Below are 24,486 nucleotides of genomic sequence, written 5' to 3' on the forward strand. Positions count from 1 at the left end.
ATGTTGACTAAAGGTTACGCCGCACTTAAAGCAGGTGAAAAGCTTGCTCCTTTCACCTTTGAACGTCGCGATCTGCGCGATAACGACGTAGCAATGGAAGTTCTCTACTGTGGCGTTTGCCACTCTGACTTGCATCAGGCGCGCAACGACTGGGGCGTCGGGATGTTCCCGATGGTACCTGGCCATGAAATTGTCGGAAAAGTCACCGCCGTTGGTCATGGTGTGAAAAATACCAAGGTCGGCGATGTGGTGGCGGTGGGCTGCATGGTCGATTCCTGTCAGGAGTGCGATCAGTGCCGGCACGGCGAAGAGCAATACTGTCGTGAGGGCATGACGCCAACCTATGCCGGGCAGGATCGTTTAACCAAGGAGATAACGCAGGGCGGTTACTCTAAGCATCTGATTGCGCGTGAGGAATTTATTCTCCGCGTGCCGGATACGCTGGATTATTCTCGCGTTGCGCCGTTGTTATGTGCGGGCATTACCACCTATTCGCCATTGCGTACCTGGGGCATTGGTCCTGAAAGCCGCGTGGCCGTTGTCGGGCTGGGTGGATTGGGGCATATGGCGGTTAAACTCGCCGAAGGTCTTGGCGCCAGAGTTACCGTTATTGGCCGTTCTGCAGCCAAAGCCAAAGACGCCAAAGAGCTGGGTGCCGATGATTACCTGGTTTCAACCGATGCCGCTGCAATGAAAAAAGCGCAAAACTGCTTTGATTTTATTATCGATACTATCCCGGTACAGCACGACGTTTCACCGTATATGCCGCTGCTGGATATCGACGGTACTATGGTGATGGTTGGCCAGATTGGCCCGATCGACGAGCAGCCAACGATGCCGATGGTATTTGGCCGTCGCCGTTTGGCCGGTTCACTGATTGGCGGAATTGCCGAAACTCAGGAGTTGCTGGATTTCTGTGGCAGAAAAAATATCCTGCCAGAGTGTGAAGTGATTAATATCGATGAAATCAACGAGGCGTTTGAACGCATGGAGAAATCTGATGTGCGCTACCGTTTTGTGATTGATATGGCCTCCCTCAAAGCGTAATTATCACAAAAACCGGTTTTGAATAATCAACGCCGGTTTTTTTATGAAATTACTGCGCTAAAAAATATTTTCTCCCGACCGCAACCTTTACTTTGTTGCCATCGAACCTATGGTTAAGGTCATCAGGCGATATCGCCTGCCTCACAATGGAGAAAAGATAATGCGTATGAAAAGCACCCTTGGCACGTTGGCTGTTGCAGCCGTTCTTGGTTTAAGTTTGCCTGTGACTTCCGCGTTTGCCGCATTGCAGGTTGGTGAGAAAGCCCCTGATTTCCAGCTTAAAGCCGCTCTGGCCGGTAAGCCGACCACCTTCTCTTTAGATAAAGCGTTGCAGAAAGGGCCGGTTGTGCTGTATTTCTTCCCGGCGGCTTTTAGCGCAGGTTGTACCATTGAAGCCCACGATTTCGCCGAAGCCACCGCAGATTTTGACAAGCAGGGCGCAACGGTGATTGGCGTTACTGCCGGAAACGTCGACCAAATCGCTAAATTCTCCCAGCTCGAATGTCGCGATAAATTTACTGTCGCTGCTGATCCAGGCGCTAAAGTTGCCGCAGAATACAAAAATACCATGCAGGCGAAAGGCAATACCCTGTCCGACCGAACTTCTTATGTCATTGCCCCGGACGGCAAAATCCTGCTGAGCTATACCGATAAAAACCCGGATGCCCATATCCAGAAAGCATTAGACGCCGTGAAAAAATACCGTCAGGCCAACCCGGCTTAACCCATTGATTAAGTAGGTTTAATATGCTGACTGCCATTGCAGCCGCCTTTTTGGGTGGCATTATTCTTAATCTAATGCCGTGCGTGTTTCCGGTGATATCGCTCAAAGCACTGAGTCTGATTCGCCATCACGACAAGCCTGCACAGGCCAGAGCCGAAGGTCTGGCATTTCTGGTGGGTGTTGTGGTGACCATGTTTGTGCTGGCGGGCATATTGCTGCTGGCACGGTCGGGCGGGGCGGCAGTCGGCTGGGGCTTCCAATTACAGTCACCGGTAGTGATCGCAGTGCTGATTCTCGTGATGCTGGCATCGGCGCTGAATTTGTTCGGCTTGTTTGAAGTCGGACTTTCGGTGCAAAAGGTCGGCGAAGTCGGCGGCGGTCGTGGCGGTTTGACCGGTTCGGCGTTGACCGGCGCGCTGGCAATAGTTGTCGCTACCCCTTGTAGCGCACCGTTTATGGCAAGCGCGGTAGGCTATGCATTAACTCAACCGCCGGTTGTCAGTCTGGTTATCTTTATTGCACTGGCCATTGGTTTCGCGGCACCGTTTACACTGATTTCGTTTTTCCCGGTACTGGCTCGGATATTACCTGCGCCCGGTGCCTGGATGGTGACCTTGAAGCACGGGCTGGCTTTCCCAATGTTGGGGGCGGTCGCCTGGCTCATCTGGGTGCTTGAACGTCAGGGCGGATCCATCGCCCTTGCTGCCATTCTGGCCTGTTGTATCCTGCTCAGTTTTGCTGCCTGGCTGTATGGCATGGCGCAAAAACGCCGTATGATGGGCAGACGTCATTGGGCTTTGCACATCGCCACCGTGGTTTTCGCGTTACTGATTGTGCCGCCGTTGGTCAATCTCAAAACCTTCGCAGGTGCGCCAGAGATGGCGGAAACCAGCGTCGCCGCAGCACCTGTAGCCTGGTCGCCGCAAAATGTTGACGCAATTAAAGGCCAGGGCAAGCCAATTTTCGTCGACTTTACAGCCTCCTGGTGCATTACCTGTCAGGTAAACGAACATACCTCGCTGTCAACGCAGGCAGTAAAAACGGCAATGGCGCGCACCAACACGATTTATATGATTGCGGATTCAACCAAGTACAATCCTGATGTCGAACAGGCGTTGAGTGATTTTGGCCGGGGTGGTTTGCCGCTGTATGTGGTGTATCCAGCGAACGGCGGAAAACCGGTGGTATTGCCACAAGTACTGACTCCGGGGATTGTTATCAGCGCTTTGGACAAGGCCTCTGAACCTGAGAAAAAAACGTGAAGAGATTGATTAATAAATCCTTTTACAACGCAGCTTGCCTATAAATTGAGTGCAAAACGTTGTTTAGGTTTATCAGGATAGGCGATGAAGGAAACTGATGCCCGCGCGTTGCAATGGCCTGCACTGATGGCCCGCGCGCAGGCAGGCGATAGAAAAGCCTATAACCAACTGCTAAAAGCGATGGTGCCAGCCATCAGGGTATTCGTGCGCAAAAAAATCAGCGACGAGGTGTTGGTGGAGGACGTTATTCAGGAGACGTTGATCACCATTCATCGCGTTCGTCATACCTATGATCCCCAACGTCCGATTTTACCTTGGGTCGCGGCCATTACTTCGGCGCGAGCTATCGATGCGTTACGCCAGTACGGGCGCAGGCAAGAGGTTCAGGACGAAGACGCCGTATTTAATTATCCCGTTGAACATGGCGGTGCCGAGCAGGATTTGCATGAAGAATTAAGCGGTTATCTGGGAGTCTTGCCGCAACGCCAGCGTGAGATGGTGGAGTTTGTACACCTGCGCGAAAAAAGCCTGGCGCAGGTTGCCGATGAAAATAATCTTTCTGTTTCGGCGGTAAAATCATTATTGCATCGCGCGATGCTCAGCCTTCGTAAATACGGAAGGGATAATCATGAGAAGCCATGACCCATTAATCGATAAACTTAGCGCATCGGCCCAGCCGGTGAAACGCATCTGGCCGACGAGCTGGCGGGTGGCAGCCTGGATAGCCGCAGTGTTGCCCTGCGGCATGCTGACTAGCTGGGGCTTACACAATAAATTTACCGATTGGTCGCAAACTGGCTCTCTTTTGGCGATCCTTTCTCTGCTGCTGGCTTTCGTTATCGGCGCTATCGCGATTGCTGCGGCCTTTAATCTGAGTATCGCCGGGCGGCAGCCGATGAAATTAAAATGGGCAGCACTGCTCGCCGTGATCTGGCTGGCGGTCAACCTGCTCAATACCTCTTTTTCCAGCGATCACGCGGGGATAGGCAAGTTCGGAGAAGGGCTGCATTGCTATCTTTTTATGTTGTCGGCTAGCCTGCCGATGATCGTTATTTCAATTGTTGGCCTTTACCGCACCCGTTCTCTCTATCCCGGGCAAACTCTTGCGCTGGCTGGGTGTGGCATTGCGTTCATGTCATCAACGCTGCTTACGCTGTGTCATGATATTCACCTGCACAGCCTGGATTTTGCCATGCATCTCGCCGCGGGTGTTACCATAGTTATCATTACCATGCTTTCCGGGCGTCGATGGATTCGTTTGAGCGAATAGACTGAGGAGTGACAATGACTACTGAACCTATTGCAGTTGGCATCGCAAACTTAGGTGATCTGAACGGGATTATGCTGTTACAGGAGCAAAATCTGGCGATCAACAATGGCACACTTTCCTCGGGTCTTGCTGAAGAAACCATTAAGTTAATGATGCAGGAGATGCCGATTATCGTGACGCGGCAAGGGGATGACGTCGTGGGTTTTATGATGTCAGCCACGTTGGAACGTAATGCGAATATACCCATCGTGCATGCCATGCTTTCGGTTTATCGCGGTGGGGATAATGCGTATCTCTATGGGCCGGTCTGCGTTAGCGAAAAAGCCAGAAATAAAGGCTTGGCAAAGAAAATGTTCGAAGAGTTGAAATTACAGATTAAAGGGCGGCAAGGCGTGTTATTTATTCGTAATGATAATGCGCCTTCGATCAATGCCCATAAAAATATGGGCATGCAAGCCGTGGCGGAATTTAGTTATAACGATGCTGCATACACCGTATTTTCATTCTTTAGCTGAAATATCATCTGCGATGACTTAATAGCGCAGCTATTTCCGCCACTATTATATATGTATTAATTCGCTAGCTGCTTCAGCAACGCTTCTGCCGTAGCGGCTGACGATCCCGGATTCTGGCCGGTAATCAGCAAGCCATCGATGACCACATAAGAGTTCCAGTCATCAGCTTTGGAATAAATCCCGCCCAGTTTTTTTAGCTCATCCTCAACCAGGAATGGCACCACGTGGGTCAACTGAACTCCTTCCTCTTCCGAGTTGGTAAAGCCTGTGACTTTCTTGCCAGCGACTAAAGGCTGGCCATTTGCCGCCTTGACGTGGCGCAGTACGCCCGGTGCATGACACACCAGTGCGACAGGTTTTCCTGCACCGATAAAGGATTCGATCAGCGCTATTGAATGCTGATCTTCTGCCAGATCCCACAGCGGCCCGTGACCTCCAGGGTAAAATACACTGTCAAAATCATCCTGAGAAACGCTATCCAGACGCACCGTGGTGGCGAGCTGCGCGGTGGCTGCAGCATCGGCTTCAAAGCGGTGGGTCAGCTCAGTCTGGAACATTGGCTCGTTGCTTTTCGGGTCCAGCGGTGGATTGCCGCCTTTTGGCGAAGCCAGAGTGATCTCCGCGCCTGCGTCCTTGAAAGCGTAATAAGGTGCAGCCAATTCCTCGAGCCAGAAGCCGGTTTTCTTGCCAGTGTCGCCCAGTTGGTCATGTGAGGTGAGAACCATAAGAATTTTCATTGTTAATTCCTTAATTGCTTTAAGAATTTATGTAGCGCAGGGGATTTCCCGCTGTCAGCTGTATCACTCAGGGAAACGTCTTCGTTTCGGACAAACGCATCATCTCCCTCAGTGACATATTTCGGAAATTTATTTATATTATTTCAGATATTCATATTGGAAATATCTAGATGAAATACGATCTGAATTTACTGCCAGTTTTGGTCGCGCTGATGGAAGAACGCAACGTGACTCGCGCCGCTGAACGGCTTGGCATGACGCAACCCGCGCTTTCCAATGCGTTAAATCGTCTACGCGATATGCTGCACGACCCTTTATTTATTCGTGAACGTTACGGTATGCGCCCGACACAGATGGCCGAGGAGCTGATGCCGGTGATCACAACTGCGCTGGCAAGCCTTGATGATGTGATACAGGGTCAGCAGGAGTTCGACCCCTCGAAAACCACGCGGCTGTTTACTCTCGCGCCGAACAGTTATGTCGAGTTTGTGCTGATGCCCGCGCTGGTGGCGCGGCTACGCGAGTCTGCGCCGGGTATTCGTGTTCGGCTGATGCCTTTTGGTAATGACCTGATTGAAACCGGCGTGATTTCCGGCACTACGGATATGGTGCTGGGAAGAATCGTTGATGCGCCGAATAATATGGTGGTGCAGCATTTAATTGATGAAGGACTGGCGTGCGTGGTGCGTGCCGACCATCCTGAAATTGGCAATCACTTAACGGCTGAACAGTATGAGCGAATTAAGCATGTTAACGTGCTGCCTCCCGGCCGGATGCGCGCAGGGCTTTATCAGGCTCTGGAACAGCAGGGATTAAAACGCCAGGTCGCCGTTTCGGTCACCCATTTTTTAGCCGTTCCGGAAATGATCGCCGTCACCGATTATTGCGCCACGCTGCCGGGATTAATTTGCCGACATCTGGCCAAAGACCCAAGGCTTAAAGTTATTCCTGCTCCCGTCAATCTCGGTACTTTTCCAGTCGAAATGGGCTGGCATGTTCGCTACCGACACGACCCGGCTCATCGCTGGTTGCGCTCATTGATTGGCAGTCTGGCTAAAGAACTGCTGGCGGGGAGCGAGTCGTCAGCGTAAAGACGGATCAGTGCGAAGAAACGAACGCCGAGGTTGCATGAGCCGGAGGGACGGCAAAATTTTCCCGCATGCGGCGAGTCTCTTCCGCAGGCGGTAAGCCAAACAGCCGTTTGAACTCTCGGTTGAATTGCGAAGGGCTTTCATAGCCAACCGACTGGCTGGCGACTGCCGCGGTAATGCCTTGGCGGACCATCATCAACCGCGCCTGATGTAAACGTGTCGACTTGAGATATTGCATCGGCGAGGTCTGAGTTATCGCTTTGAAGTGACTATGAAAAGTCGGCACGCTCATGCCTGCTTCCTCGGCCAGTTGGGCCAAATCCAGTCGCGTGGCGTAGGTTGCATGAATACGCCGTAATGCTTTGCCAATCTTGCCAAATTGGCCCTGCATTCCAAGCGCCGCGCGCATCGCGTTCCCCTGTGCGCCAGACAGAATGCGGTAATACATTTCGCGCACCAAAGCGGGCCCCAATATTGCCGCATCCAACGGGTTGCCCATCACTTCCAGAAAATGAAGTACTGATAATCTCAACGCAGGGTCCAGCGGGCTAGACATCATGCTTTCTGGCGAACCAGTGGGCTGTGGAACGCCGTGCCGCTCCATTTCAATGAGCAATTCAGCCGCCAACTGGAAATCCAGATGTAAATAAATAGCCAATAAAGGGCTCTTGGGTGAAGCATCTGTTTCCATTACAAACGGCACAGGAACAGAAACCGCCAGATAATGCTGTTGGTCATAAACGTAAGTCTTATCGCCAAAATACCCGCGTTTTGAACCCTGACAGACAATGACAATCCCGGGATCGTAAAGCACCGGAGTCCTTGCCAGTGGGCGATTGGAACGCAGAAAACGCACGTCTGGCAGGGCGGTCAGGTTATAACCCTCGTTTGGAGCCAGTATCAAAAGACGTTCAGCCATGCTTAACGGCACGGCCTCAAAACGCCCTGTTTCAGTGCGATTATCCTCCACGGCACGTGTCCTCATAGTTTTAGGCAATAAAAAGAGAATATCTGGTCTGAAAAACACTCACTCAAGAGAATAGTATGCATACATCTCTTAACGAACGGGAGTTTTTATGACTGTTTCTAAAATTATTTTAATCACTGGTGTCAGCAGCGGCTTTGGACGAGCTTTGGCGCAAGAAGCCTTAAACAGTGGCTATCGCGTAGTAGGCACCGTGCGTAATGACGCTGCAAAAACTGCCTTTGAAGCACTGAATGCTGCACGGGCCTTTGCGCGTGTTCTTGATGTCACTGATTTTAATGCGATTGAAGGGATTATTGCTGACGTTGAAGCCTCTATCGGGCCGATTGATGTACTGGTTAATAATGCCGGATACGGGCACGAAGGCGTGATGGAAGAGTCACCGCTGGAAGACATGAAACGCCAGTTTGATGTCAATGTGTTTGGCGCAGTGGCAATGACCAAGGCCGTGGTTCCTTTTATGCGCCAGCGTCGCCATGGGCATATCCTCAATATCACCTCGATGGGGGGATTTATCGCCATGCCAGGTATCGCCTATTACTGTGGTAGCAAGTTCGCTTTGGAGGGGATTTCGGAAGTTTTAGGGAAAGAGCTAAAACCTTTTAATATTGCCGTCACCGCAGTAGCACCGGGCTCCTTTCGAACCGATTGGGCAGGGCGATCAATGGTCAGGACACCGCGAACGATTGCTGATTACGATCCGTTGTTCGACCCTATTCGCCAGGCGCGAGAAGAGAAAAACGGCAAGCAGCTCGGCGATCCGGCCAAAGCAGCGCGGGCGATGCTGGTGGCAATTGAGAGCGACTCGCCTCCGGCCCATTTGCTGCTGGGAAGCGACGCATTGGGCCTGGTACGTGGCAAGCTTAAAGCTTTAGCCAGCGAAATTGATATCTGGGAAAGCGTGACGCGCTCAACGGATGGTTAATATTCAAAGCTTTAGATGTATTTAAAGGGTTAGCATTTTTAACTCTTCATTCGTATATCTGCACCGGGAAGATTTTATTTGTATTATCATGGCCGTAGACACATGAAGCCTTTATTACGCGTTTTTATAGATTTTCTTAAGGCGACAAATGATTATGAAGGAAGGGCATAAATGACCTCGAAGATTACGTTGCTGGTTCTCAATACATTGAGCGAAGAACATCAGGCAGCTCTGGCGCAGGCCTGTATTACCACATTTGCGGCAACCCCCGAAACGCGTGCGGCTGTCATCAAAGAAAAAGGCGCTGAGTTTACTGCGGTGCTGACCATCGGCTTGCTGGGTTTGACCCGGGAAGAGATGCTATCTATGCCTTTTCTTAAACTCATCTGCTGTATGGGCGCGGGTTATGAGGGTATTGATGTTCAGGCCGCTCGTTCATTGGGAATTACCCTCGTAAACGGTCGCGGCACCAATGATAACTGCGCGGCCGATCACGCCATGGGTCTGGTAATAGCGACTATGCGTAATTTCCGTAAACTCGATCAATTATGCCGCGACGGCGTTTGGCGCACTGCTATTGCTCAGCCGACCAATATTTCCGGCAAGCGAATGGGCATTTTTGGCTTAGGAATGATCGGTGAGAAGATTGCCAAACGCGCGGCAGCATTCGACATGGAAATTGGTTATCACAATCGCAATCCAAAGCCGGAATCTACTTACACCTATTTTGATCATTTGCTGGCGCTGGCCGAGTGGTGCGATGTATTGGTTTGCGCTGCGCCCGGCGGTGCAGAAACCATGCATATTATTGACTCGGCGGTGCTGTCCAGGCTTGGTCCTAAAGGTTATCTGATCAATATTGGTCGCGGAAGTCTGGTGGAAACGACTCTGCTTGCCGAGGCGCTACGTGATGGTGTCATTGCGGGTGCCGGGATTGATGTTTATGAAACCGAGCCGGCGCGCCCCGAGGCGCTGCTTGAACTCGACAACTTGCTCATCACCCCGCATCTCGCCGGATGGTCTCCAGAAGCAACTCAGGCACAGCTGGATCTCGTATTGGCTAATCTTGACGGATATTTTTCCGGAAATGGTGCAATCACGCCGGTGTGAGGAGCAGTTAAAACCAACCTTGGTGGGTTGGTTTTAACCGGACGATTATTCCACGACAGTAATCTGGCTACGTCGCTTTCTCTCTCTGAGAAATGCGCGTACCAGCCAGAGCCAAAGCAGGCCACAGGCCAGATTGATCAGGCTGAAACGCAGGCTGCCGCCGCTGAAGTAGGCGGCTTTCGAGCTCTCGATTCCCAGCGCAAACACCAAAATAGTGACCATCCCCACCATGGCCGCCACGCTGCCTTTACCGGCACTGCTGGAAAATAGCGTCAGCCGATAAAGCCCGGCATTAATCAGCCCGGTTCCGAAGCCGTAAATGCTGAGTCCGGCGGTCAGCCACAGGTAGCTGTGGCTATTCACTGCGGTGGCGATCGCCGCTATGGCTAAACCAAGGATAATTGGCCACGCTCCCAGTTTAAGCGGTTGCTCAATGGGCAGTCGGCTGGCGAGGCGGCCCAGAGTCAGGTTACCGGCGATCATGGCCACAAAAACCGGGATTTGAAGCAGCGCATAATCCATTTGGCTAAGCCCCTGGTCATGGATAAGGATCACTGGCGACAGGGCAACCCAGGCAAGGCAAGGGATCGTCCCAATGCCAATTGCCAGCGAACCGCTCATGACTTGTCGATCCTTGAGCAAGATGTAATAGCCTTTTGCCAAAGATTTCACCGAAACTGATGCATTTTTATCTCCTGACGTTTCAGGCATATAGCGCCATAGACCCACCAGTGCTAAAGCCGTAACGCCGCCAAACGCCCAGAACATGGTGCGCCAGCCGCTGAAAGAGAGAAACGCGGCTCCGGCGATCGGTCCGGCCAAGGGAGCGAGCAATGACACGTTGGCCATCAGCGCCATAATTTTCACGCTGAGCGACTCCTCAAAGGCTTCCTGAATCGCGGCATAGCCTACTGCGCCGATAAAGCACAGGCTGACGCCTTGTAAAAAACGCATCAAAACGAATTGTTCAATGCTTTGCACCCAGTGGGTTGCAAAACAGGTCAGCATAAAAAATGCTACCCCGCAGAGCATTACCGGGCGGCGGCCAAGTTTGTCGGAAAGGGGGCCTAGCAGCCATTGCAGCATAATGCCGCCCATCAGGTAGGCGGTCAGTGAGGCCGAAACCCACTCTGGCCCGACGTGAAACTCGCTGGTGACCAGCAACATGCCGGGCTGAATCATGTCATGCGCGATATAGGTGGCAAACTCAAACAGCACCAGCGAGATCGGGAAAATCAACTGTCGACGGGTTAAGCTCGACGCGGGAACAAACACTGACATTGCAAATCCTTCCCCAAAAAATGATAAAAAGCGCGGCCACTAGAGCGACCGCGCCAACCTGTTCAGTGTTTATGCTGAGCAGTTGAAAGTTTTTAACGCCATTTAGCAATCGGGTTAACCAGCGTACCGGCGAATTTCAGATTCTCGGCCGGATCGGACAGGTTTATCATCTGCTGATTATTGGCTAATTGCAGGCGGTTAAGGCAGGAGCGGGTAAACTCCGGCGCGAACATATCGTAACGGGCAAACTTGCCGGCAAATTGTGGATGCGCCTGCTGATATTCTTTCACACAGTTGGCTACGGCCTGCCAGAATTGCTCTTCCGGCAGAGTATCTGACTCGTGCAAGATGGCGCTGATAAAGCGGAAAATGCAGTCGAATACGTCGGTAAAAATTGACAGGAGTTTGAGGTTTTCCGGTACGTCTACCGCCAGGCGCTGTACTTTTTCCGGCAACACGGCATCTGGATTCATCACCGCGATTTCTTCGCCGATATCTTTCATATAGGCGCTCACCGGAACATTATTCTCCAGCAGCAGGATCAGGTTTTCACCATGCGGCATAAACACCAAATCATGCTGATAGAAACAGTGCAGCAGCGGGCTGAGATAGCAGGTCAGGTAACGTTCAATCCACTGTTTCGCCGGTAAACCTGAATCGGCAATCAGCGCCGGTAATAGGGGTTGCTGATGATGATCCACGTGCAGGAACGAGGCCATAGTCATCAGGCGCTGATTAGGCTGCAAACTGGCTACAGGATTGTCGCGCCACAGCGCAGCGAACATTTTTTTGTAGGCGGAATCGCCCTGAATGGCTTTTTCGTAATAACGGTTGTGATACCCCACGGCCGCAACTTCACGAAGAATGCGGAAGTCACAACGCTGTAGCCAGCCATCTTTTTTTACCAGTTCTTCGAGCCATTGGTTAATCGCCGGCGTGGTCGCCATATAGTAAGGCGAAAGGCCGCGCATAAAGCCCATATTCAGCACTGAAAGCGCCGTTTTCACATAACGTTTATTTGGCTGGCTGCGATTGAAAAAGGTACGAATCGACTGCTGAGCCTGATACTGATCGTCGCCCGTGCCGAGATAAACAATATCTTTATTGGCGATATCTGCGGCAAATACGGTCAGTAGCTTGTTTTGCCACTGCCAGGGATGAACCGGCATAAAAATGTAGTCATCGATTGGCAGGCCTTTTTCGACCAGCAGGGCATTAAAATGATCCACCGTCGGCTGCCCCAACTCGTCGTGCATCAGTTGCTCATATTCCAGGTCGCTGAGACTTGAGAAATGAGCATTACGCAGGTGGACGGCGACCCAGACCAGATTGATCGGTGTCGCGGCTTCCGGGGCATAAGCCAGATAATCGCGGGCATCGAAGCCAATGCGCCCATTGTTGGCCACAAAGCACGGATGTCCTTCAGTCATTGAGGATTCAACGGTTTGAAAATCCGCATTCACCAAAGCCTGGCTGTCAGGGTTATTTTTCTGCAATTTGAATACGCTACTGCACAGCGTGCTGCTTATTTCTTCCATGTAGGTCGCTAATAACGCCTGCGGAATACCAATCTGCTGGTTAAATTCAACAATAAACTGTAAAGCATCCAGCGTCAGTGGATGACCGTTTTCCTGTTTGATAAGCGAACCTGCGTCAATCTCCCAGTGGTCCAGCGCCAGCCTTTTTGCCTTGAACTGATAAACGGCTTCCCCGCCCGGAACGGCAAGAGAATAGAAATTGTTGTCGGATTGGGTTGGGGTAACGATTTTCTCGTGAGCGAATTCTGCAATCGCTTTGCGGATCAGCAAGCGATTGGCCTGCGCCCAGTTATCACCCGAGAGGTGGGTTCCGGTCAGTAAAGGCGTTGTATGATTCATATTCAGCGATTCCTTCGTTAAAGCTTGTTGATAATCTTCACGCTGGCAAAAGGCCAGCCAGGCAGTTTTGTGCCCCATATCAATGGTTTGTTGATAGCGGAAACCCGCACGCTTGTTCAGCGGATGAATTTTGTTATTACGCACGTCCGGCTCGACGACGACCCGCCCCACCTGTGGCTGGCTAAACATGTAGTCCATCACCACGGTGAAGACCTGCCAGCTGAACTGCTTGACCGGTTTGTTGGCCGGAGCAATCAGAATGTGCATGCCGTAATCGTCAGGTTGTGCGGCGTAGAATTTACCGACGTCATCTTCGCTTGCCCGGTAAAATTCCATCAGGAAGACCGGCTTTCCATCGCAGCAGCCAATCATCACTGCCTGCGGATTTTTCGCCGCCAGCTGTTGATAAAAGGCGGCAACCTGCTCAAGACTGTCGTTTTGCATCCCCCAGAAACGGGCATAGTCGCGGGTGACCCAACTGTGGATCAGCGAAGCATCATCTGCGCACATTGGACGGAGAGAAAAATCACCCGCAGGGCGTGTGGTACGAAAAATAGCAGACATATCAGCGCTCCGACTGTGACGGGAAGGTCTGGAAAGCAATCTGACGCTCGACCGGATAAACTTCCCGGCCAGTCAGTTCGCGCAGCAATACCGAGTTGCGGTAGCAGGCCATCCCCAAGTCCGGGGTAACAAAACCGTGAGTATGCAGTTCGGCGTTTTGCACAAAGACTTGGTTGTGATGATCGATGCTGTAATTACGTTGCACGTCGTAGCGGCCTTTTTCATCCCAGCGCAGGCGGTGGGTGATCCCTTCGATAAACATCGGTGGGCGATACTGATAGCCGGTTGCCATTACCAACCCTTCGCTACGGCGGGTAAAGGCGCGATCCTGTTCCTGCTGATGCAGCGACAGTTCGAATTCACCCTCTGGCAACCATTTCATATCGGTCAACTCAGAGTGAGTAAACAAGTTGACGTCAAGTTTGCCGTCGAGTTCTTTGACATACATCAGGTCGTAGATGTCATTGATCAGGCTGCTATTAATGCCTTTATAAAGATTTTTATGGCGCGCATTTAGCTCATCGCGTTTGGCTGGCGGCAGATTGTGAAAATAATCGACCCACTCCGGCGAGGTCATTTCCAGAGTCAGCTTGGAATATTCCAGCGGGTAGAAACGCGGGGCGCGAGTGACCCAGTTCAGCTGATAGCCAAAACGGTCGATATCCGACAGCAGATCGTAATAGATTTCGGCTGCACTCTGTCCGCTGCCCAACACGGTTATTGATTTTTTCTGCTGCAGCTTTTCTTTATTGACCAGGTATTCGCTGGAGTGAGTCATACGATCGCGATAGGGGCGACTACAGGCTGGCATCCAGGCAGCCGGACCCGTGCCCAGGATCAGATGACGTCCCAGCCATTCCTGTATTTTACCGTTTACCGTATCCACGGCACGCACGCGATAGCACTGTAAGCTCTCGTCGTAATTGACGTACTCGACACAGGTATTCCAGCGCAGATTACTCAGTTGGGAACAGGCCCACTGGCAATACTGGTTATACTCTTTACGCATCAGGAAAAAATCTTCGCGAATGTAAAAAGAGTACAGTTTTCCCTTCTGCTTCATATAGTTCAGCAGGCTATAGGGACTGGTTGGATCGGCGAGAGTCACTAAGTCAGCCATAAATGGCGTCTGCAAATGCGCGCTTTCCAGCATCATGCCGGTATGCCAGTCGAAGCCGGGATTTTGGTCGAGAAACACGCCGCTCAGACCTTCAACCGGCTCGCTCAGGCAGGCCAGGCCCAGATTGAATGGGCCAATGCCAATACCGATAAAATCATAGATGTTGTTATTCATGACAGAGTTCTCATTGGTTAGCCGCGTTAAGCGCAGAGTCGCGCACGAGTTCACGGCCGTAATGCACAATCAGAGCAATGACATCTTCGATGTCTGCCGCCGTGGTGGTTGGATTCAGGAAGGTAAATTTCAGATACTGGCGACCGTTGACCTTGGTGCCAGCAATGACTGCATTGCCCGAGCGGAACAGCGCTTTGCGAATATTGGCATTAATGTCGTCGACAAGGGTTTCATTCATACCCTGACGCGGCACATAACGGAAAATCTGGGTGGTTAGTTCAGGCGCATGCAACACCTCGATTGCCGGATGCACTTTCAGCAACTGATGGGCCGCCTGAGTCAACGCGATGATGCTGTCAAAAGCATCGCCCAGCGCCGCAGGGCCCATGATACGCAAGGTTAGCCACATTTTTAGCGCATCAAAACGGCGGGTAGTCTGAATGCTTTTATTGACCAGATTGGGTGTCCCTTCCTGCTGCGCGCTAAGCGGGTTTAGATAATCCGCATGATGAGTCACGTGGCTCAGATTCTGCTTTTCACGCACGAAGAAGGCACCGCAGCTAACGGTCTGGAAAAATGATTTGTGATAATCCACGGTGACAGAATCGGCTTTTTCAATGCCGGAAAGGCGCTGGCGATGATTTTCCGAGACCAGCAATCCGCAGCCGTAAGCCGCATCGACGTGCATCCACAGGCCGTAATGCCGACAAAGTTTAGAGATATCCTGCAGCGGATCGATGCTGCCAAAATCGGTAGTGCCGCTGGTGGCCACGATGGCAATCGGGATAAGCCCCTCGTGAAGGCATTGCTGAATCTCCTGCTCGAGCAGGCGGGCATCCATGCGATAGTGCTCGTCGCAGTCCACCGGGATCACCGCGTCATAGCCGAGTCCCAGGATTGCCATCGATTTCTGAATGCTGAAGTGGCTCAGTTTAGAGGTGAAAACGCGCCACTTTGCGGCATCCTGCGGGAGTCCGCGATGTTTGATCAAATGTCCTGGATGATGAGCTGCGCACCAGCTATCACGCGCCAATAGCATAGCCATCAGGTTGGACTGCGTGCCACCGCTGGTAAAAATCCCATCGGAAGAAGCGGGCAAGCCGATGCGGCCAAGGGTCCAGTCAATTACCTTTTGCTCAATCAGCGTGCCGCCAGCGCTCTGATCCCAGGTATCTACCGAACTGTTGACCGCCGCCATGATTTGCTCGGCCAGCAGGGAAGGGAGCACTACTGGGCAATTCAAATGGGCGACATATTTAGGATGGTGAAACCAGACGGCGTCTCGCAGATAGAGGTCTTTAAGCTCATCAAGAGCCGCTTCGTTGCTGCCAAGTGGCTGGTCAAGATTTACCTCACTAAATTTAGGTGCAAGTTCATGAGGAAGAATGCCGCTGAAAGGTTTTTCAACGTTTTTCATCGTATTGGTCATCAGTGCCAACGCTTCTTGCGTTTGCCGGGCCCACGCAGAAAGCTGGCGATCGTTGAAAATATAATCCTGAGAACCGGCAGCGCTTTGAGTTGGCTCCAGCTGAGTTGGCGAACGTAAGGCCATATTCTTTTCCTTTGTTTAAGACGTAGAAAGCCCTGCCGCCATTTGAAAATGACAGCGTTAAACCCCTGACGAAGAATCTATAGTTCAGGGTTACTAATGCTTTTGCGGAGAGGTAAACACCTCAGAAACTCGAATATCTAAGTTTTTTAACGGATCAGAACAATAACCACTCCTTTCTGTGTGGATTATCAGGGCTATAAGAACCAATGATATTGAGAATCAGATTATAAATAACAATCATTATCATTCAATGAGATTAATGTGAAATTTTGTTATAAGTTTTGTTAATGCTTAAACTGTGATGTTGATCACGAAACTAAGGTGAGATATTTGAAATGTAGTTAAGATTTGGTTAAAGAGGGGAAGGCTATGATAGGAAAAGGTTATAGAGGGGAAAATAGTTACCCATGCAAATTTCTATAATCATCATTTCTTATCAAGGCCTATATTGAGATTTAATCACTATTTAATGGTAGGTTTGCTGATTTTAGAAAGCATATTGAATGCCCACACGGAAACGGGTCTGTCTGTCGTGTGATGTTGAGTTAACAGACACGTTGCCAATTTCGGCAAAAGGCGTCCAGTGTTTGGTAAGGTTATAGGCCAATTTAAGATCTTCTTCATAATCCCATCGAGCATTGTCAAAAAGAATTTTATTGCTGTGCCTATAAATATAATTATATTCCAAACGCCAATTGTTGAGCCGATAACCCAACCAGATTTCTCCACGATTAGTTTTCTTACTACTCGTGTCATTACTGTAACGTGTTTCCTCGTAGCGATAGCGTGTATTGAAATAAACTCCGTTAGAGAATGTATATCCTGCACTTAAGGACGGTTTATAGATATTATTACCAGTATTAGACTCAACGGCAAAGCCGGGCTGCAAAAATAAAGCAGGTGTGACTTTATATTGATAGGTTAGCGTCGTTTCTGTGCCATTACCCACCATCTTATCAAATGGTCGATTAGGGTTTTTATCTCCTGACCGCCATTTGTCTTCAAACGAAATACCAATGCCATTATCAAAACGATGCGACAGTAATATTCTATCTTTTTGCTGTTTGCTGTCATCAAGCCATTCATGGCGAAGATCTATGGTCAAAGCCTGGCTGCTTGTGCTGGACAGCAGCAGCCCGCAGAGCAGCAGCCTGTTAATTTTCATTATATGATTCCCAGAGACATTGAGGGTGTTGTTTTTTATTTAGATTCTTTACTTTAATAAAATGATATTTATTTTTTAACAATAAAATCATTTCCGCTGTAAATATTTCCGCTAACAATGTCACTAAGTTTACCTGCATCAGTGCGTAATGAGATATTCTCTTTAAAAATGCCCTGATGTTCGGCGGTTGTGTATGGAGAGGGGCGAAACAAGAAATTAAAACGTTTGTTATTGATTGATATATTATTCTCAACAACCAGAGCTCCTGGATTGAAATTATCCGTGAAGCCGTCCATGCCATTATTAATGGCCACGTTATTATGGATTACATGAGCCACGGGTAACCCTTCGCCACCGAGTTTAAAACCGTTGCTGCCGTTATGAACCGATAGACTATTTTCAATCGTGACAATTCCGTCAGGGCCGTCTTCGATTTTATTGAATAAATCGAATCCATCATCGATATTATCGTGAGAATAACAATTGACGATTTTATTCCCTTCACCCACTCGCATTTTCACGGCAAACCCATCAGCATTTTTACGACCTGGATCCTGATTCCCCCATGACTCTGAATTGCTGATCAGGTTATGGCTGGCCCAAAGAGCTCGGCCGATGCCGTCAGGTGAAGAGACCCATATTCCGGTATCGTCGGCATTATGTGCTACAACGTGGTCAATTTGATTATAACTGCCAGAAATATGAAAACTTTTTTGAGTAACGGCTATAGCTTTGATATCCCAATAGCTGGCGTCGAGATTTAGCCCATTGAATACCACATTATTACCCTGCGGGCGCAGCAATTTAGGTTTTCCAGCAATGCCACTTGCTGTGGCCGGGATGGTGCTGGCGGGATAGGTACCCTCAGCCATCCACAGAGTTCCACCAGGGGCTAATAAATTGACTGCACTCGAAAAATCTAATGGATGCTGTTGCGAACCATCATTACTGGCTTCACCTTGTGGTGATGCATAAACAACATCTGGATTATTAATCTGCGCCATTCGTAGTGGGAATTTTTTTGTCAGAGTTTTTCCGTTATCGGGAGTAAATATCACGTTAAGTTCCGCTGAGGGCTGTTGTAAATGCACAGGCACAGCAATGACCTCACCGCTTCTGACCATTTTTGGAGCCAGCAAGTTCTCATCCCCCATTTTTATTTGCATCTTTCCATTTACATTGCTGCGCAGCTGGAAAATACCATCGCGCTTAGTGATAGCAGGCGAGGACATTAACTCAATATAAGGTTCTAGATTAGGGGGAATATAGGGCAGGGAAGGCTTTATATCGGCTGGACTTAAGGTCAGTTTCGCATGATTAACGGTGATTTTAGCATTACGCGAAGCAAAAAATCCGACGTAATAACCGGTTTTGTCCAGCTGTGTAACGATATCCGCGCCTTTTAGCATTTTACTTACCCACTGTCCGCTATTGTGCGAAGAATAAGCAGCCTCAAATCCAATGTTGGTTCGGATTAGCCTTAAAGAGAAATTTTGGGGTGTGGACAGCGGATGATAAGCTTCCCTCACGATCCCGATTCCGGTATTTCCCCAAGGGTGCTTGACTCCTTGCCGAGCGATCATTGCCACCTCGGGCAGATTATTTCCTGTCTGCATTATACTGTTCATCACCATATTTGATGCCGCGGGTAATTCCTCAACACCTGGCTTGAGTATGGGTTCTCGCGCATTACCCAAAATATCGCGTACCAATAATCCGGCTCCCTCCTGACCGGCGGGTTTTGCCCCATTTTCAGGTCCAAATTGATTTAGCGTGATGTCAGCTTGTAGCTCAAAGTTTACGTTGGCCGGCAGTCGCGTATAAAAAAATGTCAAACCATCGTGGCTGTTACCAATTTTTCCACCACGGCTTTCTAATGTGAAAGGTGTATTGAGTCGAGTACCTGCTGCCGGGACAGTTTTTCCGTCTGCCAGCCGTGTCGCATTGGTGCCAATTTTTTTAGGAAGCACGTTGGTTGCAAAATTAATATCTGTCGACTGACCGAAAGTAATGCTATGCCAAATCAGGTTAGCGGAATCGGATAGAGGAGCCGCCAATGTCTGTGCGCTAATCCCAACTGCCAGCGCCACAATAAGTATTTTACCTTGCCACATATCTGTATCCATCCTGAAAATAGTCGTTTCAAAAGTTGAATATTTCACACTTAAATTAAATTGAAATGATGTTTCACTTTTAAAGATATAGCATTTTATTTTTATAAATGGATGGAAATTAATGTGAATTACTTCACAATTGAAGGAGAGAGGGGACATTCTAGAGGAAGTTTTAACGGAGGCTTTGAGTAGAATTAGGCTCAACATTGTCAGGCAGCACCAACAGGTGTTTATTAAAGAGGTTATCTTTTTCAAACTGGCGCTTTCAAAAATCAGCTCAAAACTCGCTGGACCGTGACTGGAAACTTTTAACCACCTGGCAGATTTGTCGAGCGGCGGCGGTTGCTCAGCGGCAACGGTAAGATACTCGGTTCTACGTGCGTAAATATCGTATTGATTAAGCTTTTTGTTTAAGTTAAAAAAGAAATGCTTGTTTCTTTCGGGTATCCATCAAGCTCATTTTCCTTCTATTCCTGAGCCCGCAGCTTGCACCTTTGGTGTACAGATTAACCTCATCAGGACTCATTAATATGATCATTCGCTTATCCAAAGCGCTGCTGGTGTGTGCGATTGCGCTGCTTGCCACGCTGGTAGCTTTTGGCAATATTACGGATTACGGCTCTAACTATGCCTTTGTGCGCCATGTCTTTATGATGGATACCATTTTTCCTGACGCTACAATCACCTACCGTTCAATACAGTCTCCCTGGCTGCATCAAGCCGGTTACATTGCCATTATCACGTTGGAAAGCCTGACTGCACTGCTGTGTTGGGTTGGCGGGCTGCGTCTGTTTTATGGTTTAAAACAATCTGCAGCGGTTTTCAACAGAACGAAAACAATGGCGGTGGCTGGCCTGACACTCGGTTTTCTGACCTGGCAAGTCGGATTTATGTCAGTGGGCGGGGAATGGTTTGGCATGTGGATGTCACAACAATGGAACGGGGTGCCTAGTGCATTTCGTTTCTTTGTCACCATTATTCTGGTGCTGATTTATTTGGTACAGCGCGACGTCGAACTGGACGAGTGAAAGTGGAATCGGCCTGCGTTCTGGCACTCAACTCTGCCCGCTGAGGCTTCACCATAGCAGTGTTGCCGGTCAGGGCTGTAGGAGCAGCCCTGTACTGAAAGCGGATGTTTCTAATCTTATTTCTTTTTCGTAATCATCGACTTTAAATCGGCAAACGGGTTATAGGTTGCCGCAGCAACATCTTTTTGCGCATCCTCTCCCGCGACAACCGATGTGCCATATTGATCTGCTTCAGTATATTTCGAGTGTTCATGATCGTGACAATAGAGACACAATAACTCCCAGTTACTGCCGTCTTCCGGATTATTGTTATGATCGTGATCGATATGGTGGACTGTTAATTCGCGAAGATTTGAATAAACAAACTCACGCGAGCAGCGCCCACATACCCACGGATAGAGTTTTAATGCCTTTTCACGGTAGCCGCTTTCCAGCCGACTGTAGTTTTTTGGGATCTGGGCCATTGCCGATATTACCTGTCATTAATAGAAAATTTAGCATTTGATTTTAGCAGGCTAGCTTGCCTGACAGGGGATTACAAGATGCGTGCTAAATCTGCTCAAGCTAACTGGTGGCCGCATCGCATAGACCCCCATAGGGAAAAGGAAAACATCCTACGTTAAGACTTTTTTGAACCAGTGGAAGTTAACAGACAACGAAAAGCGGCCAATTACTGCAAGCCACTGTGTGTTTACGTCACTTCCGCCCCTAACTCAGCAAGGTCGAGCTGAGCGAGGAGTTCGGGCATAGTCATAATCTCTTCAAAACAGGCAGTTAACCACATATCGTAAGGCAAGTTTCGATCTTGCTTTTTAACAATATTTCTAAGCTGTACATTAACATCATCACGACTACTACGGTGTTTTCCAATAGAATTGAAGGCTTTTCTTATGCTAAGAAGTCGTTCACTCAATCCGAATAGTTTTTCGTTTACTGCTATCGCATGGGTTTTCTCAGCATTATTTTCCATTGGCTCTTTCATGACGTAATCATTAGGGTTTTTCTGTTTTAAATATTCACTCACTTTCCCTTTATAGGCTTTTACAGGGATGTTTAATTCATTTGCGATTATCTGAGCATTAGAGTATTTTCCCCCAAATCCACCAAAACAACTTTTAAGTTCTAATTTTATTATCTGCTTTTTATCCAAGAGGGTTCTGATGTTATTGGCTGTTTGAACTCCAGTAAAATGACCTGTATTACCAAAGAAACCATGAGATGTTAATCGATATATTTTCGTATTGAAACTAATCTCCTGAAAATAAGCATCCTGACCAAATATTCTTTCTGCCTTCGACACTCGTTTTACTTTTTTCTCCCTCCGTAGAAAATCATTTAAATCAGACTCAAGTTTATTTCTCATTGTCATTATTTGACTATCGTTTAACGGGGCTATTTTCCCGTCAATCTCGGGATTTATACTTGCGCGGTCAAAATCAATAAAGTGAAATTGCTGGAGCTCTGGATCGAACATGACATTGCCAAGATTAATATCATAATGTTGAATGCCATTAATCTTTAACTTATCCAGCATTATGTTAGCTTCTGAAGTTAATTTATCCGGAGTGTTCAATCTCTTTACCACCATGGAAATATCTGCGTCGTCTGCTTTTTCTAAAATCGAACTTAAGGAGGAGCCTGGTATTTTTTTCATTTTAACATAAACTATTTTAACAAGCGGGTTTACCCCATTAATAATAGTAAGAGAGGCGGATCCTTCGCCATATATTCGGTTAAGTGCATCACGGTTTTTCTGGGCTTCGGCCAGGGCGCCACTATAGCTGCTTCCCTTACCGGTTCCTGTCGGGTTAGCCCTAATGGGCGCATCCTTCAATTCCCTTTTATATTCTTTAATTAAATAGCCATCTTGAGTATCATATATTTTTGCTGCAGTACCCTCCGCAATTACCGGATTATCCCGATAATATCCCGGTTTTTTAGGGAGTGGTTGCTCAACAGCGCTGTTCGACTGTTTTAGTGCCGCTATATCGTCATTAAGGTTAAATGTTTTCCTGGATAAATTATTATCAGCAGAATTTTTCATGATTTTTGGAACGGGTTTTCGAATGTTCTTGTAAGTCCACTTACCTACTGAGGTGATGAAACTCGCCCAGTCTATCACGGGGAAGACTTCACCCGCTAACTCCCTGCCAATACCCCCCGCCGCTTTTCTCAGCTCAGGACGAAGGGCGGTAAAGACAAACTTTTTGAGCGCTGGGCCTTTGAGACCTCGCGCTCGCGCGATTTTTGCCATGCTTAGAACGGCTTTATTGACTTTAACTCCGGCTGATGCCGCTGATATTCCCAGCGTCATTAACGTCGTCACCACATCAAATACCAGCTCCGCCCAGTCTTCATCGCTGGGGTTGTAATCTTCGTCATCCCTCCATCTCACCAGCATCTCAAGCGGTTTAAAGAGGGCCTCAACAAAGTCTCCCATATTTCTTACTCCATTTGTCACATACCATGCAGATTTCCGTGCAATACTCCACGTGCCGAAATCCGCTGGTTTGTTATAACGTTCAGTGAAGCTAAATTCTTTTTTTATCTCTGCCACCCCCTGGAAGGCCAGAGTTGCCATTCTGGCAAGCACGTCGCTAAGGGCCGTTGTCGCAGTGATACCGTCTAATTGGGTAATTTTAGTTTGGAAATATCTGCGTTCTTGATTTCCAATAAGCCCTTTTGTTTTTGTTTTTGGCTTCGGCAGTATGCTACGAAGTTCCGGGATTTTACTGAGTAATGCCTTGACTTGACTCTCTTGTGAAAGAGGTTGACTAAAGCTCATGAAGTCGTGTTGTGTGATTTTTTTCAGGTAAAGCATGTTCTGTATCGTGCTGTAGATCCAGTAGTCGTCGGAATCGGTCTGGAAAAGACATAAGAGTCCCTCTGCCTTGACCCAACGATTACGGTCACCCGTATGTAAAAAATCGGGTAAACCGCGATAGGTGAGACCAAAAGCAGGGACGTCAATATTTAAAAAAACAACTTTTTTCAGTGGATTATCGAGATCTAAAGGGTACAGCCCTGCCAAATCCACAAGATAATGCAATGCATCAACGGCTTCATTTTCTGCATCATGCTGCTTGTAGTTATTTATATGTTTGTAAAATTCACTATCATTCAAGAAGGAGGATACGCCTTTCAGGTCGGCCACGCTCGTGTAGTCCTTTGCAGGAGATGCCACCGACTTTTCAAAATGTTTGAATATTTGTTCTACAGAGAGGGGAGAGTTATTTTTAGTGGAGGCATGTTGATAAAATTCATCGATAGAAATAGAAGACAGCGCGCGCCCACCAGTCCATTCTTTCCATTTAGTGATAACATAAAATATCTTTAGTTGGCGTTCGTCTATCCATGACGCTATCTCTGGGTCCCGCTGTCTGTTGGTAATTCGTTTATTTTGAGCGTCTTCAATGATTTCTTTGTCTGTAAAATCAATTTTGTGCAGTATACTTGCCGGCTTTTTGGGATCGGCAATTTTATAGGTTAGTACCAACGCCTGGTTTATCGATATTCGCGGATCGTCGGACACTGTGACCGTATGGTTAGCCAGATAATCAAGGATATTTTCAACATCCTCTGACAGTGCCTGTTGCTTGTATTTTTCCACTTTAAGCATCGTTATGCTGTTACGCAGATGCCGGATTTCAGCGTGGGTACCGGTGTGCGTAAGTGCATCAAGCTGATTTGATAATTTGTCTATCATCCTATCATATAGCTGAAGTGTCTCTGCTAAATTACGGCTACTGAACGAATAATTCCATTCTCTATAGATTGCTTCAGTTGTTTTTTTAACAGTCGTCCAACTGTCATCTGCTGTGTCCGCAAGTTCATGACGCTGTGAGCGTTGATTAATTTCCGTTAAATTCCCTCGTGTCTCATCATACGCTTTCATGACATTCAGGAAGTCAGTCTGTTCAAGTTGAATAAAATCGGCGCTGCTCA

Annotated in this window: 20 protein-coding genes; 10 read left to right on the forward strand and 10 right to left on the reverse strand. The window is 48.6% G+C overall.

Annotated features, from left to right (window positions below):
* From SPM24T3_RS09430 to SPM24T3_RS09455, 6 genes are all read left to right on the forward strand, one after another.
* Nucleotides 1-1,047 carry an NAD(P)-dependent alcohol dehydrogenase gene (locus SPM24T3_RS09430; RefSeq protein ID WP_009636517.1) on the forward strand — a complete coding sequence of 349 codons (1,047 nt, stop codon included), beginning with the start codon at nt 1-3 and terminating at the stop codon, nt 1,045-1,047.
* Nucleotides 1,048-1,207: 160 nt separating this feature from the next.
* Entirely contained in the window at nt 1,208-1,771 is a 564-nt protein-coding gene (locus tag SPM24T3_RS09435) for a peroxiredoxin (protein WP_009636518.1), read from the forward strand.
* Nucleotides 1,772-1,794: 23 nt separating this feature from the next.
* Entirely contained in the window at nt 1,795-3,033 is a 1,239-nt protein-coding gene (locus SPM24T3_RS09440) for a protein-disulfide reductase DsbD (RefSeq protein ID WP_009636519.1), read from the forward strand.
* A gap of 84 nt (nt 3,034-3,117) precedes the next feature.
* The gene (locus SPM24T3_RS09445; RefSeq protein ID WP_009636520.1) at nt 3,118-3,675 is read left to right on the forward strand and encodes a sigma-70 family RNA polymerase sigma factor; all 558 of its coding nucleotides are present in this window, start codon (nt 3,118-3,120) and stop codon (nt 3,673-3,675) included.
* Nucleotides 3,662-4,303, forward strand: coding sequence for an NrsF family protein (locus tag SPM24T3_RS09450; protein ID WP_009636521.1), 642 nt, complete (start codon nt 3,662-3,664; stop codon nt 4,301-4,303). The genes SPM24T3_RS09445 and SPM24T3_RS09450 overlap by 14 nt, the downstream gene beginning before the upstream one ends.
* A gap of 14 nt (nt 4,304-4,317) precedes the next feature.
* The gene (locus tag SPM24T3_RS09455) at nt 4,318-4,818 is read left to right on the forward strand and encodes a GNAT family N-acetyltransferase (RefSeq protein ID WP_009636522.1); all 501 of its coding nucleotides are present in this window, start codon (nt 4,318-4,320) and stop codon (nt 4,816-4,818) included.
* A gap of 56 nt (nt 4,819-4,874) precedes the next feature.
* On the opposite strand, the gene SPM24T3_RS09460 is transcribed toward SPM24T3_RS09455, so the two are convergent.
* Nucleotides 4,875-5,555 (reverse strand): type 1 glutamine amidotransferase domain-containing protein, encoded by a 681-nt coding sequence (locus SPM24T3_RS09460; protein ID WP_009636523.1) that lies wholly within the window; start codon nt 5,553-5,555, stop codon nt 4,875-4,877.
* Nucleotides 5,556-5,725: 170 nt separating this feature from the next.
* Here SPM24T3_RS09460 and SPM24T3_RS09465 point away from each other — a divergent pair, with 170 nt between their 5' ends.
* Complete coding sequence (locus SPM24T3_RS09465) at nt 5,726-6,646, forward strand: LysR substrate-binding domain-containing protein (RefSeq protein ID WP_009636524.1); 921 nt, start codon at nt 5,726-5,728, stop codon at nt 6,644-6,646.
* Nucleotides 6,647-6,653: 7 nt separating this feature from the next.
* Here the strand turns inward: SPM24T3_RS09465 and SPM24T3_RS09470 are convergent, their stop codons facing one another.
* Nucleotides 6,654-7,565: an AraC family transcriptional regulator gene (locus SPM24T3_RS09470; RefSeq protein ID WP_037378095.1), complete on the reverse strand. Its 912-nt coding sequence runs from the start codon at nt 7,563-7,565 to the stop codon at nt 6,654-6,656.
* 157 nt (nt 7,566-7,722) lie between these two features.
* Here SPM24T3_RS09470 and SPM24T3_RS09475 point away from each other — a divergent pair, with 157 nt between their 5' ends.
* Together SPM24T3_RS09475 and SPM24T3_RS09480 are read left to right on the forward strand one after the other, a co-directional pair.
* Complete coding sequence (locus tag SPM24T3_RS09475) at nt 7,723-8,556, forward strand: oxidoreductase (protein WP_009636526.1); 834 nt, start codon at nt 7,723-7,725, stop codon at nt 8,554-8,556.
* A gap of 171 nt (nt 8,557-8,727) precedes the next feature.
* The gene (locus SPM24T3_RS09480) at nt 8,728-9,666 is read left to right on the forward strand and encodes a 2-hydroxyacid dehydrogenase (protein WP_009636527.1); all 939 of its coding nucleotides are present in this window, start codon (nt 8,728-8,730) and stop codon (nt 9,664-9,666) included.
* Between the two features lie 45 nt (nt 9,667-9,711).
* Here the strand turns inward: SPM24T3_RS09480 and SPM24T3_RS09485 are convergent, their stop codons facing one another.
* From SPM24T3_RS09485 to SPM24T3_RS09510, 6 genes are all read right to left on the reverse strand, one after another.
* On the reverse strand, nt 9,712-10,947 hold the full coding sequence (locus tag SPM24T3_RS09485) for an MFS transporter (RefSeq protein ID WP_009636528.1): 1,236 nt from the start codon (nt 10,945-10,947) through the stop codon (nt 9,712-9,714).
* A 92-nt stretch (nt 10,948-11,039) separates the two neighbouring features.
* Nucleotides 11,040-13,388, reverse strand: coding sequence for a GNAT family N-acetyltransferase (locus SPM24T3_RS09490; protein ID WP_009636529.1), 2,349 nt, complete (start codon nt 13,386-13,388; stop codon nt 11,040-11,042).
* Between the two features lies 1 nt (nt 13,389).
* Nucleotides 13,390-14,682 carry a lysine N(6)-hydroxylase/L-ornithine N(5)-oxygenase family protein gene (locus tag SPM24T3_RS09495; RefSeq protein ID WP_009636530.1) on the reverse strand — a complete coding sequence of 431 codons (1,293 nt, stop codon included), beginning with the start codon at nt 14,680-14,682 and terminating at the stop codon, nt 13,390-13,392.
* A gap of 10 nt (nt 14,683-14,692) precedes the next feature.
* On the reverse strand, nt 14,693-16,234 hold the full coding sequence (locus SPM24T3_RS09500; protein ID WP_009636531.1) for an aspartate aminotransferase family protein: 1,542 nt from the start codon (nt 16,232-16,234) through the stop codon (nt 14,693-14,695).
* Between the two features lie 487 nt (nt 16,235-16,721).
* Entirely contained in the window at nt 16,722-17,399 is a 678-nt protein-coding gene (locus SPM24T3_RS09505; RefSeq protein ID WP_009636532.1) for an oligogalacturonate-specific porin KdgM family protein, read from the reverse strand.
* Nucleotides 17,400-17,467: 68 nt separating this feature from the next.
* On the reverse strand, nt 17,468-19,720 hold the full coding sequence (locus SPM24T3_RS09510; RefSeq protein WP_237713015.1) for a right-handed parallel beta-helix repeat-containing protein: 2,253 nt from the start codon (nt 19,718-19,720) through the stop codon (nt 17,468-17,470).
* Nucleotides 19,721-20,043: 323 nt separating this feature from the next.
* Here SPM24T3_RS09510 and SPM24T3_RS09515 point away from each other — a divergent pair, with 323 nt between their 5' ends.
* Complete coding sequence (locus SPM24T3_RS09515) at nt 20,044-20,541, forward strand: DUF2165 family protein (protein WP_009636534.1); 498 nt, start codon at nt 20,044-20,046, stop codon at nt 20,539-20,541.
* A gap of 116 nt (nt 20,542-20,657) precedes the next feature.
* Here the strand turns inward: SPM24T3_RS09515 and yajD are convergent, their stop codons facing one another.
* On the reverse strand, nt 20,658-21,005 hold the full coding sequence (gene yajD / locus SPM24T3_RS09520) for an HNH nuclease YajD (RefSeq protein WP_009636535.1): 348 nt from the start codon (nt 21,003-21,005) through the stop codon (nt 20,658-20,660).
* 227 nt (nt 21,006-21,232) lie between these two features.
* Nucleotides 21,233-24,436, reverse strand: coding sequence for a hypothetical protein (locus SPM24T3_RS09525; protein WP_237713017.1), 3,204 nt, complete (start codon nt 24,434-24,436; stop codon nt 21,233-21,235).
* Between the last annotated feature and the right edge of the window lie 50 nt (nt 24,437-24,486).

Source organism: Serratia sp. M24T3 (assembly GCF_000257645.1).
In the GTDB taxonomy this organism is placed as follows: Bacteria; Pseudomonadota; Gammaproteobacteria; order Enterobacterales; family Enterobacteriaceae; genus Rouxiella.

What these genes read in the sequence shown, in the direction of transcription:
- SPM24T3_RS09430 (WP_009636517.1), top strand. Translation starts at nt 1, where the DNA reads ATGTTGACTAAAGGTTACGCCGCACTTAAAGCAGGTGAAAAGCTTGCT.
- SPM24T3_RS09435 (WP_009636518.1), top strand. Translation starts at nt 1,208, where the DNA reads ATGCGTATGAAAAGCACCCTTGGCACGTTGGCTGTTGCAGCCGTTCTT.
- SPM24T3_RS09440 (WP_009636519.1), top strand. Translation starts at nt 1,795, where the DNA reads ATGCTGACTGCCATTGCAGCCGCCTTTTTGGGTGGCATTATTCTTAAT.
- SPM24T3_RS09445 (WP_009636520.1), top strand. Translation starts at nt 3,118, where the DNA reads ATGAAGGAAACTGATGCCCGCGCGTTGCAATGGCCTGCACTGATGGCC.
- SPM24T3_RS09450 (WP_009636521.1), top strand. Translation starts at nt 3,662, where the DNA reads ATGAGAAGCCATGACCCATTAATCGATAAACTTAGCGCATCGGCCCAG.
- SPM24T3_RS09455 (WP_009636522.1), top strand. Translation starts at nt 4,318, where the DNA reads ATGACTACTGAACCTATTGCAGTTGGCATCGCAAACTTAGGTGATCTG.
- SPM24T3_RS09460 (WP_009636523.1), bottom strand. Translation starts at nt 5,555, where the DNA reads ATGAAAATTCTTATGGTTCTCACCTCACATGACCAACTGGGCGACACT.
- SPM24T3_RS09465 (WP_009636524.1), top strand. Translation starts at nt 5,726, where the DNA reads ATGAAATACGATCTGAATTTACTGCCAGTTTTGGTCGCGCTGATGGAA.
- SPM24T3_RS09470 (WP_037378095.1), bottom strand. Translation starts at nt 7,565, where the DNA reads ATGGCTGAACGTCTTTTGATACTGGCTCCAAACGAGGGTTATAACCTG.
- SPM24T3_RS09475 (WP_009636526.1), top strand. Translation starts at nt 7,723, where the DNA reads ATGACTGTTTCTAAAATTATTTTAATCACTGGTGTCAGCAGCGGCTTT.
- SPM24T3_RS09480 (WP_009636527.1), top strand. Translation starts at nt 8,728, where the DNA reads ATGACCTCGAAGATTACGTTGCTGGTTCTCAATACATTGAGCGAAGAA.
- SPM24T3_RS09485 (WP_009636528.1), bottom strand. Translation starts at nt 10,947, where the DNA reads ATGTCAGTGTTTGTTCCCGCGTCGAGCTTAACCCGTCGACAGTTGATT.
- SPM24T3_RS09490 (WP_009636529.1), bottom strand. Translation starts at nt 13,388, where the DNA reads ATGTCTGCTATTTTTCGTACCACACGCCCTGCGGGTGATTTTTCTCTC.
- SPM24T3_RS09495 (WP_009636530.1), bottom strand. Translation starts at nt 14,682, where the DNA reads ATGAATAACAACATCTATGATTTTATCGGTATTGGCATTGGCCCATTC.
- SPM24T3_RS09500 (WP_009636531.1), bottom strand. Translation starts at nt 16,234, where the DNA reads ATGGCCTTACGTTCGCCAACTCAGCTGGAGCCAACTCAAAGCGCTGCC.
- SPM24T3_RS09505 (WP_009636532.1), bottom strand. Translation starts at nt 17,399, where the DNA reads ATGAAAATTAACAGGCTGCTGCTCTGCGGGCTGCTGCTGTCCAGCACA.
- SPM24T3_RS09510 (WP_237713015.1), bottom strand. Translation starts at nt 19,720, where the DNA reads ATGTTGAGCCTAATTCTACTCAAAGCCTCCGTTAAAACTTCCTCTAGA.
- SPM24T3_RS09515 (WP_009636534.1), top strand. Translation starts at nt 20,044, where the DNA reads ATGATCATTCGCTTATCCAAAGCGCTGCTGGTGTGTGCGATTGCGCTG.
- yajD (WP_009636535.1), bottom strand. Translation starts at nt 21,005, where the DNA reads ATGGCCCAGATCCCAAAAAACTACAGTCGGCTGGAAAGCGGCTACCGT.
- SPM24T3_RS09525 (WP_237713017.1), bottom strand. Translation starts at nt 24,436, where the DNA reads ATGAAAGCGTATGATGAGACACGAGGGAATTTAACGGAAATTAATCAA.